This window comes from Spirulina sp. CS-785/01 (genome assembly GCF_028330525.1).
Taxonomy (GTDB): domain Bacteria; phylum Cyanobacteriota; class Cyanobacteriia; order Cyanobacteriales; family Spirulinaceae; genus JAQMSD01.
Window position 1 is genome coordinate 1 of the sequence record NZ_JAQMSD010000187.1, and the last position, 8,467, is coordinate 8,467.

General features: G+C 47.9%; 8 protein-coding genes. 6 read left to right on the forward strand and 2 right to left on the reverse strand.

The window, feature by feature from the left end; genetic code table 11:
- The 5 genes from PN462_RS12230 to PN462_RS12250 all read left to right on the forward strand — a co-directional run.
- Positions 1-645, forward strand: a 645-nt coding sequence (locus tag PN462_RS12230) for an orange carotenoid protein N-terminal domain-containing protein (protein WP_272128526.1), incomplete at its 5' end; no start/stop codon positions are given.
- A 176-nt stretch (positions 646-821) separates the two neighbouring features.
- Positions 822-1,352 carry a Dps family protein gene (locus PN462_RS12235; RefSeq protein ID WP_272128527.1) on the forward strand — a complete coding sequence of 177 codons (531 nt, stop codon included), beginning with the start codon at positions 822-824 and terminating at the stop codon, positions 1,350-1,352.
- Positions 1,353-1,434: 82 nt separating this feature from the next.
- Positions 1,435-2,202, forward strand: a complete 768-nt coding sequence (locus tag PN462_RS12240; protein ID WP_272128528.1) for a ChaB family protein — start codon at positions 1,435-1,437, stop codon at positions 2,200-2,202.
- A gap of 121 nt (positions 2,203-2,323) precedes the next feature.
- A complete protein-coding gene (locus PN462_RS12245) occupies positions 2,324-3,220 on the forward strand; it encodes a sigma-70 family RNA polymerase sigma factor (RefSeq protein WP_272128530.1) in 897 nt (298 codons plus the stop codon).
- Positions 3,221-3,502: 282 nt separating this feature from the next.
- Entirely contained in the window at positions 3,503-4,717 is a 1,215-nt protein-coding gene (locus PN462_RS12250) for a 4-hydroxy-3-methylbut-2-enyl diphosphate reductase (protein WP_272128531.1), read from the forward strand.
- A gap of 106 nt (positions 4,718-4,823) precedes the next feature.
- Here the strand turns inward: PN462_RS12250 and PN462_RS12255 are convergent, their stop codons facing one another.
- On the reverse strand, positions 4,824-6,218 hold the full coding sequence (locus PN462_RS12255; RefSeq protein ID WP_272128532.1) for an NAD-dependent malic enzyme: 1,395 nt from the start codon (positions 6,216-6,218) through the stop codon (positions 4,824-4,826).
- 268 nt (positions 6,219-6,486) lie between these two features.
- Complete coding sequence (locus PN462_RS12260) at positions 6,487-7,059, reverse strand: TerD family protein (protein ID WP_272128533.1); 573 nt, start codon at positions 7,057-7,059, stop codon at positions 6,487-6,489.
- An 18-nt stretch (positions 7,060-7,077) separates the two neighbouring features.
- Between PN462_RS12260 and lpxD the strand changes: the two genes are divergently transcribed.
- Positions 7,078-8,139, forward strand: coding sequence for a UDP-3-O-(3-hydroxymyristoyl)glucosamine N-acyltransferase (gene lpxD, locus PN462_RS12265; protein WP_272128534.1), 1,062 nt, complete (start codon positions 7,078-7,080; stop codon positions 8,137-8,139).
- Positions 8,140-8,467 lie beyond the last annotated feature (328 nt).

The window sequence follows — 8,467 nt, forward strand, 5'->3', positions numbered from 1 at the left end:
CATCTCCCCCATCTCCCCCATCTCCTCCTCTTGTTAGACTCATCTAATCCTTCATTTCCCACTTTGTATAGGTGGGATATCGAATTCACATTTCTTAATATACAAATAACTTGCCGAGAGGTGAGTGATATTGAAGACACGCGAAATAATTATTTTATGGTTACTGCACCCTTTACCTTCGATCTCGACGAAGTGCTAGACACCTATGAGAAACTCCGTTCAGATGATAAACTGGCATTATTATGGTTAGTCTATGTCCACATGGGGGGCCAAATTACACCCGCAGCCCCTGGGGCGGCTGAACCTGCGATCGCAGACGGACTTTACAACCAAGTGAAAGACCTCTCCTATCAAGACCAATTAGAGGTACAACGGGAATTAGTCCGAGGCGCAGATACCGCCATTACTCGCCAGTACGGTGCATTTAGTGAAAACAGTAAGCTCTTATTCTGGTATCGTTTAGCCCAAGGCATGGAAACCGAAGAAATTGTCCCCATGCCCGATGAGTACCAAATGGATGCTGAAGCGCGGACGCTCTTGGCGAAAGTTGAACAACTCGAATTTCAAGAACAAATTACCTTTCTCAGAAAAGCAGTAGGACTCGCCGGGAGTACACCGGAAACCAGTGACAAAAATATCATCTAAACCCCAAGAAAGGGGAAGGGGTGAAGCCTTGTCAGATCACTCAAAACCATGAGACTTACTCCCAAGGTTAGATAGCCCAAACTCCCCTCTACCGGAACTTCCCTCAACTGAGGGATGCTTTCCCCCCAAGAATTTGGTCTAATGAAACTGAAGCAAGGAGAACACTTTACTTTAATATGCGACCCATTAATATTGGCTTAACTCAAGAACAACGACAAGGAGTTATTGATTTATTAAACGCAGATTTATCAGACTTTTATCTACTCTTAATCAAAACGAAAAAATATCATTGGGATGTGGTCGGGCCGCAATTCCGTTCCCTACACCAACTCTGGGAGGAACATTACACCGCCCTCACCGCTAATATTGACGAGATTGCCGAACGCATCCGTGCATTAGGGGGATATCCCGTCGGGACTGCGGCTGGTTTCCTGAAACTCACCACCCTGAGAGAACATCCAGGTGATCTTCCTGATGCCCACGAAATGGTAGCCCGGTTAGTGGTGGACCATGAGCAAATTATCCGCAACCTGCGGGCCCATATTGAGCGTTGTGACGAAAGCTACAACGACCAAGGGACGGCTGATTTCTTAACCGGACTCATGGGACAACACGAAGAAATGGCTTGGATGTTGCGTTCCTTCATTGAAGGGGAAAGCGTCGAAAATAGCCGGGTTCAGTCTGAAACCCCTGTTGCGACTCGCTAGAAATCTATAAAAGGTTAGGCAATTCTAGGTTTGCCTGCCTTTCCTAGTTTAGCCCGTATGGAGAGTCTTTAGAGCAAAATCTATGAGTAACGAATACCGCGCCGAGAATACGATTTCCGCCATCTTTAAAACCGAAGAAGAAGTGGATGCCGTAGTGCGTCGCTTAATTGAACGGGGGGTCGATCAAGACCATATTTCGGTCTTGGGGAAAGACTTTCAATCCCAAAGTCGGATTTCTGGATTTATTACTAAAAAAGATGTTATTTTAGGCGGTTTAAGAACCGGAGCGATCTTTGGGTCGTTGTTTGGTTCGCTGCTCAGTTTATTTACCGGAGTGGGAGTTCTCTTTATTCCCTTTGTCGGTTCTGTTGTAGCGGCTGGGCCGATTAGTTCAGTCTTATTAGGGGCAGCTACAGGCGCGATCGCAGGAGGAGCAGGGGCCGGACTGGCTTCCGCCCTCTCCACATTAGGAATGCCCGAAGAAAAGGCCGCAGTGTATGAAACCCGCTTAAAAGCCGGGGAATTCATCGTCATGGCCGAAGTGCCTAGAGAAAAAGCTAATGATTACCGTCTCTTGATGGAAAGTGCGAGCGGCGAAGAAGTTCACGTAAACGAGAATCCGCTACCCCGGCCCCAAGAAGGACGGTGCGAAAAACCCGAAGACTTGTCCGCGAACGTGCGATCGCACCTCTCCGACCAAGCCCAGCAGGTTTTCCTCGAACGCTATAATAAGGTGTACGACGAAACCCAAGACGAAGTAAAAGCCGAACAAGCCGCATGGGAAACCATTAAAGACCGATTTGATGAAGACGAACATGGGGTTTGGTCGAAGGAGAAAGTCACCGCTTAACAATGTTCTAAACAACAGAAACTTAACGGGGTTGGCAGTGCTATCCTAACTCAGACCAAACCCCCTTACCAGCGACAACAGGACAGACACTCACCAAACAGCAAGGAGGCAGTTGCAAAAGATGGCTAAACAGAGTAAAGACGTAGTTCAGGCTTATTTACAAGATATCGGACGTACCCCCTTATTAAGCCGAGAACAAGAAGTCGAATTAGCCAATAAAGTCCAAGCCATGCTCCCCCTCATGGAAAAAGAAGACCGAACGCCAGAGGAGGAACGCATTGTCCGCGAGGGACAAAAAGCTCGACAACACATGGTCGAAGCCAACCTGCGACTCGTGGTATCCATCGCCAAAAAATATCAAAGACGGGGCTTATCTTTCTTAGACCTAATTCAAGAAGGCAGTTTAGGCTTATTCCGCGCCGTAGATAAATTTGACCCAGAACGAGGGTATAAATTCTCCACCTACGCCTACTGGTGGATTCGTCAGGCGATTACCCGAGCTATTGCAGAACAGAGCCGCACCATTCGTCTTCCCCTACATATTACGGAACAACTCAATAAAGTTAAACAAGAAACCCGTACCTTTACCATTGAACATGGTCGCGCCCCCAATGAGGCCGAACTCGCCGAGCGACTGGACATGAACCCCAGCAAACTCCGGAAAATCCGCCGAGCCGCCCACCGGACACGCTCCCGCAGTCTCAACGCTCAAGTCAAAGAAGAAGACAACACCGAGTTAGGGGAACTCTTAGCCGACGACTCCATCTCCCCTGGGGAATACGTCGCCCAAGACGAATTACAAGCGACAGTCCAAGAACTCATGAAAACCTTACCGGCCCGTCAACGGGAAATCTTAGCCCTGCGTTTCGGGTTTGATACCGGGAAGAAAATGAGCTTTAAAGAAATTGGTCGTCAATGTGGCATGAGTCACGAACGAGTCCGCCAGTTACAGAAAAAAGCCTTGCGCAGTTTACGCCGCAAAGCCCCCCGCATTCACGAGTTAATGGCAACAGCCTAGTTTAATCTGCCTGTTGTTGCACAACTGAATTAGACTAACCGTAGGGACGTTTCTAGGAACGTCCCTACGGTTTTTATTGTTGGGTTAACCACAAAGACACAAAAGACACAAAGAAGAAGACAGATTAAAAAGTCTCGAAATTTCCCCATCTCCCCCATCTCCCCCATCTCCCCCATCTCCCCTATCAACTATCAACTCCCAATGCTCTCTCGTAGGCCAGAGAGAAAGAAAGCCCCTCAAGTCTTTAAAATAAAACAAAACGCGAGATAGTTAAGCCTACTTATGGATACAAAAGCCTTTAAACGCGCCCTGAACCACTCTGACAAGTACCACCGCAAGGGATTTGGTCATCAGGAGGAGATCACCGGGGTCCTCAATACCGAGTATCAAAGTTCCTTAATTCAAGAACTGCGGAATAATAACTATTGCTTACAACGGGGTGATGTCACCCTCTATCTGGCCGAGTCCTTTGGGTTTTGTTGGGGGGTGGAACGGGCCGTGGCCATGGCCTACGAAACCCGCAAACATTTCCCCGATGAACGGATTTGGATCACCAATGAAATTATCCACAATCCTGGAGTGAATCAACGCCTCCGGGAGATGAATGTGGGCTTTATTCCCGTAGAAGACGGGGTGAAGGACTTTTCTATCGTTGGAGGGGGTGATGTGGTCATTTTGCCCGCTTTTGGGGCGAGTGTGACCGAGATGCAGTTACTCAACGATAAAGAGTGTACGATTGTGGACACCACTTGCCCTTGGGTGTCGAAAGTGTGGAATTCGGTGGAGAAGCATAAGAAACAGGATTACACTTCGATTATTCACGGTAAGTATAAGCATGAGGAGACAGTGGCCACCAGTTCCTTTGCGCGGAAATATTTGGTGGTGCTGAATTTAGATGAGGCGGAATACGTCAGCAATTATATTCTCCACGGGGGTGATAAGCAGGAGTTTTTAGAGAAATTTGCCAATGCTCATTCCCAGGGGTTTGATCCCGATGTGGATTTAGAACAGATTGGGATTGCTAATCAAACTACCATGCTCAAGAGTGAAACCGAGGCTATTGGTAAGTTGTTTGAGAAGACGATGATGCAGAAATATGGCACAGCTAATCTCAATCAACATTTTATGAGTTTTAACACCATCTGTGATGCGACTCAAGAGCGTCAGGATGCTATGTTTGACTTAGTGGAGAAGGATTTAGACTTAATGGTAGTCATTGGTGGGTTTAATTCCTCCAATACAACCCATTTACAAGAAATTGCCATTGATTACAAGATTCCCTCTTATCATATTGATTGCAGCGATCGCATCCGGGAAGACTACTCCATCGAACATAAACCCTTACACAAGGATATCGAGGTAAAACCCCATTGGCTTCCCGAAGGCCCCATTACGGTGGGAGTCACATCAGGAGCATCAACCCCTGATAAAGCCGTTGAGCAAGTCATTGAGAAGATTTTTGCCCTCAAACAGGGAATGCTCTCCGTCGTCGGCTAAAACCAGACACAAACTGTAGGGGCAATTCATGAATTGCCCCTACGCCAAAAATCTCCCCTCTGCCCTCTGCCCTCTGCCCTCTGCCCTCTGCCTTCACCCCCCCCTCTCAAGCTCTCGCCACCCCATCTTGTCTCGCCGCTTGTTGCACCGCAGCGGCCACCGCAGTGGCCACCCGTTCATCAAAGACCGAAGGAATAATATCTTCTGGGCTAAGATGGTGAGGAGGAATCAGAGAAGCAATAGCACTGGCCGCCTTTTGGCACATATTCGGCGTAATTTCTCTGGCCCGAGAGTCTAACGCCCCTCGGAATATCCCAGGAAACGCTAAAACATTGTTAATTTGATTAGCGTAGTCACTGCGGCCTGTAGCAATAACCGCCACCTCATCCTCGACTAACTCCGGCTGAATTTCCGGGATAGGGTTGGCCATAGCAAAGACAATGGGATCAGTGGCCATAGTTTTCACCATCTCCGGAGTGAGTACCCCTGGCACACTCACCCCAATAAACACATCCGCCTCTTTTACCGCATCCGCTAAGGACCCATGGGCTTCGACAGCAAATTCTTGTTTTTGCGGGGTTAAATTATCGCGCTGGGTGGAGATAATGCCCTGAGAGTCACACAGCCAAAGGTTTTTCGCCCCCGCTTGGCGCAATAAACGAGCAATGGCAATTCCTGCCGCCCCGGCCCCATTAAAGATAATTTTCACCTCGTCAATGGACTTTTTCACCAGTTTCAGGGCATTATAGAGAGCCGCTAGGGTGACAATGGCCGTCCCATGTTGGTCATCGTGAAACACGGGAATATCCAACTCCTCCCGTAACCGTTTTTCAATTTCAAAACATCGAGGTGCGCCAATATCTTCTAAATTAACCCCGCCAAACACCGGGGAGAGATATTTCACTGTATTAATAATTTCCTCGGTATCTTGGGTGGCCAAGCAAATGGGGAAGGCATTAATGCCGCCAAATTCCTTAAATAAGATGGCCTTCCCTTCCATCACGGGTAATGCCCCTTCTGCCCCCAAATTCCCCAGTCCTAGCACCGCGCTCCCATCGGAGACAATGGCCACCATATTACTCTTACAAGTGAGCGAAAAGACCAATTCTGGGTCTTCGGCAATGGCTTTAGAAATGCGTCCCACCCCTGGGGTATAAGCCATGGCTAAATTCGAGGACACCTTTAAACCAATGCGACTCTCTATGGCAATTTTGCCGCCTCTATGAAGATCAAAGGTGCGGTCTGAGACTTGGACCGCTTTGGCAAATTCTACTGCTTTAATCGCCTTGACAATGGCTTCTGCGTGGTCTTCACTAGAGGCATCAACGACAAATTCTCGTAAGGATTTTTTGCGCGTTTGTTCTAATAGGGTAATTTGACCGATATTCCCCTCGGCCAGTGCAATGGCGTGGGTAACATTGGCTAACATTCCAGGGGTGTTGGGTAATTCTAGGCGAATGGTTAAACTGTAACTCGGATTGGGGGTTAATTTTTGGCTCATGTGTTTATAGTTGAGAGTTGATAGTTGAGAGTTTATAGTTGACGGTTGAACCACAAAGACACAAAGGACACAAAGGGGAGATGGGGGAGAAGGTCCGATTTTCAATGCAAGGCTTCAGATGTTTGTGTTTAGTTACCAATCGCTAGGGAATGAAATTCCCTGTCTAATATAGAAAGTCCTTGCGCATATAGCAAGCAGTATTTCAATCACCCTAACCCCCTCTCCCAACTTGGGAGAGGGGGTTAGGGGGTGAGGGCGGCGTAACAAACTATTGATAACGGTTAACTAAGGCTTGTAGTCCTCCTTGATACCCTTGGCCTATTGCACTCATCCGCCAATCACTTTCTTGACGGTATAATTCTGCCATGATCATGGCGGTTTCAATGGAATAATCTTCATCTAAGTCATAGCGTAAGACTTCCTCCTTGGTTTCTACATTCAGCAGACGTACAAAGGCATTCTCCACTTGACCAAAGTTGTGTTTGCGGTTTTCTGCGTCGTAAATGGTGACGGTAAAGACCACTTTTTGCACATCTTGGGGAATTTTCCGTAAATCGAGGATAATGCCCTCATCATCCCCTTCTCCGGCCCCGGTTCGGTTATCTCCCATTAGTTTGACGGACTGATCGGGATCGGGACTGTTCAGGTTATTGTAAAAGAGGAAATATTGCTCATTGGGGAGTTTATCATTGGCGTTGAGGAGGAAAACCGAGGTATCTAGGTCGAAGTCTTGGCCGGCAGTCTGTCTCACATCCCAGCCTAACCCAACAAAGGCGGCTTTCAGCCCAGGGGCGGCTTTTTCGAGGGAGATTTTTTGTCCTTTTTGTAGATTAATTGTCATTGTTAATGGTTATCCGTGATGAAATTTAGTGAAATTTTGCAGCAATTGAAGCCTGAATGGGTGCAAACTTCTAGTTTGGCAACCCATCCTGATTGTAACCCTGAGATTGAGGGTCTGGCTGCGGTGGAGGCTGCGATCGCAGGACAATTGTCTTATATTGAGGGAGAAACGTTTGCGAAAGTGGTGCAGACTCCCCAAGAAATGCTACAACAAACCCAAGGGAGTGCTTTAATTTTGCCGTTGGATGAGGGGTTACAGCAGGAAGCCTCTCACCGGGGAATAGCATGGATAGGCAGCACAGAACCTCGTTTACTATTTGCTCGGGTGACTCAGTTATTTTATCAACCCTATCGCCCAGCCCCGCAAGTTCATCCTACAGCCGTGATTGATGAGACGGTACAGTTAGGGAAAGCGGTGTCAATTGGGGCCAATGTGGTCATTCAGCGCAATGCGGTGATTGGGGATGGGGTTTGTTTGTTTCCCAATGTGACCATTTATCCGGAGGTGGAGGTGGGCGACAATACTGTAATTCATGCCAATTGTACCATTGAGGAACATACTATTATTGGCAAAAATTGTATCATCCATGCTGGGGCGGCGATCGGCTCAGAAGGGTTTGGGTTTGTCCCTAGTCCGACGGAAGGGTGGGTGAAGATGGAACAGATGGGACGAGTGGTGTTAGAAGATCAAGTGGATATTGGGTCAAATACCACCATAGACCGTCCCGCTTTGGGAGAAACCCGCATTGGCTATAATACCAAGATTGATAATTTAGTACAGATTGCTCATGGGTGTACGGTGGGGCAAAATTGCGCTATTTCTTCCCAAGTGGGACTCTCTGGGAAAGTTACGGTGGGCAATCAAGTGTTATTAGCCGGACAAGTGGGGGTGGCCAATCGGGTTACAATTGGGGAGGGTGCGATCGCAACCGCCAAATCCGGTCTCCACAAAGATGTCCCCCCTAAAGCCATTGTCTCCGGTTATCCCGCCATCCCCAATAAACTTTGGCTGAAAATTTCCGCCGTCTATAATAGACTCCCGGAAATGTATAAATTATTCCGCAAACTCTCCCGATCTTAAATACTCTAAATTATCCCCCCCGTCTGTCCGTTAGTGGCACAATCCGAGGGAGGGTGATCTAATCAATCTCGGAAAAACGCGCCTTGGTCGGATTCTCCCTGTATTACCAATTTAACCCAAGGGGGCTTGTGTGTACACAGTTATTAAAATCCTCTGCTATAGTAACAAACAAATTACCACCATAAACTCCTTCAATGACCCCCACCTACTTCGTGAGGTGGGGGAGTGGGGAGAGATAACCTTCCCGTAGCTGCGAATAGCTCTCCAGGGGTATTGCGGATTAACACTACTGGTCGTTTCTCTAGACCGGATTAGCTGTAAGGGGGCG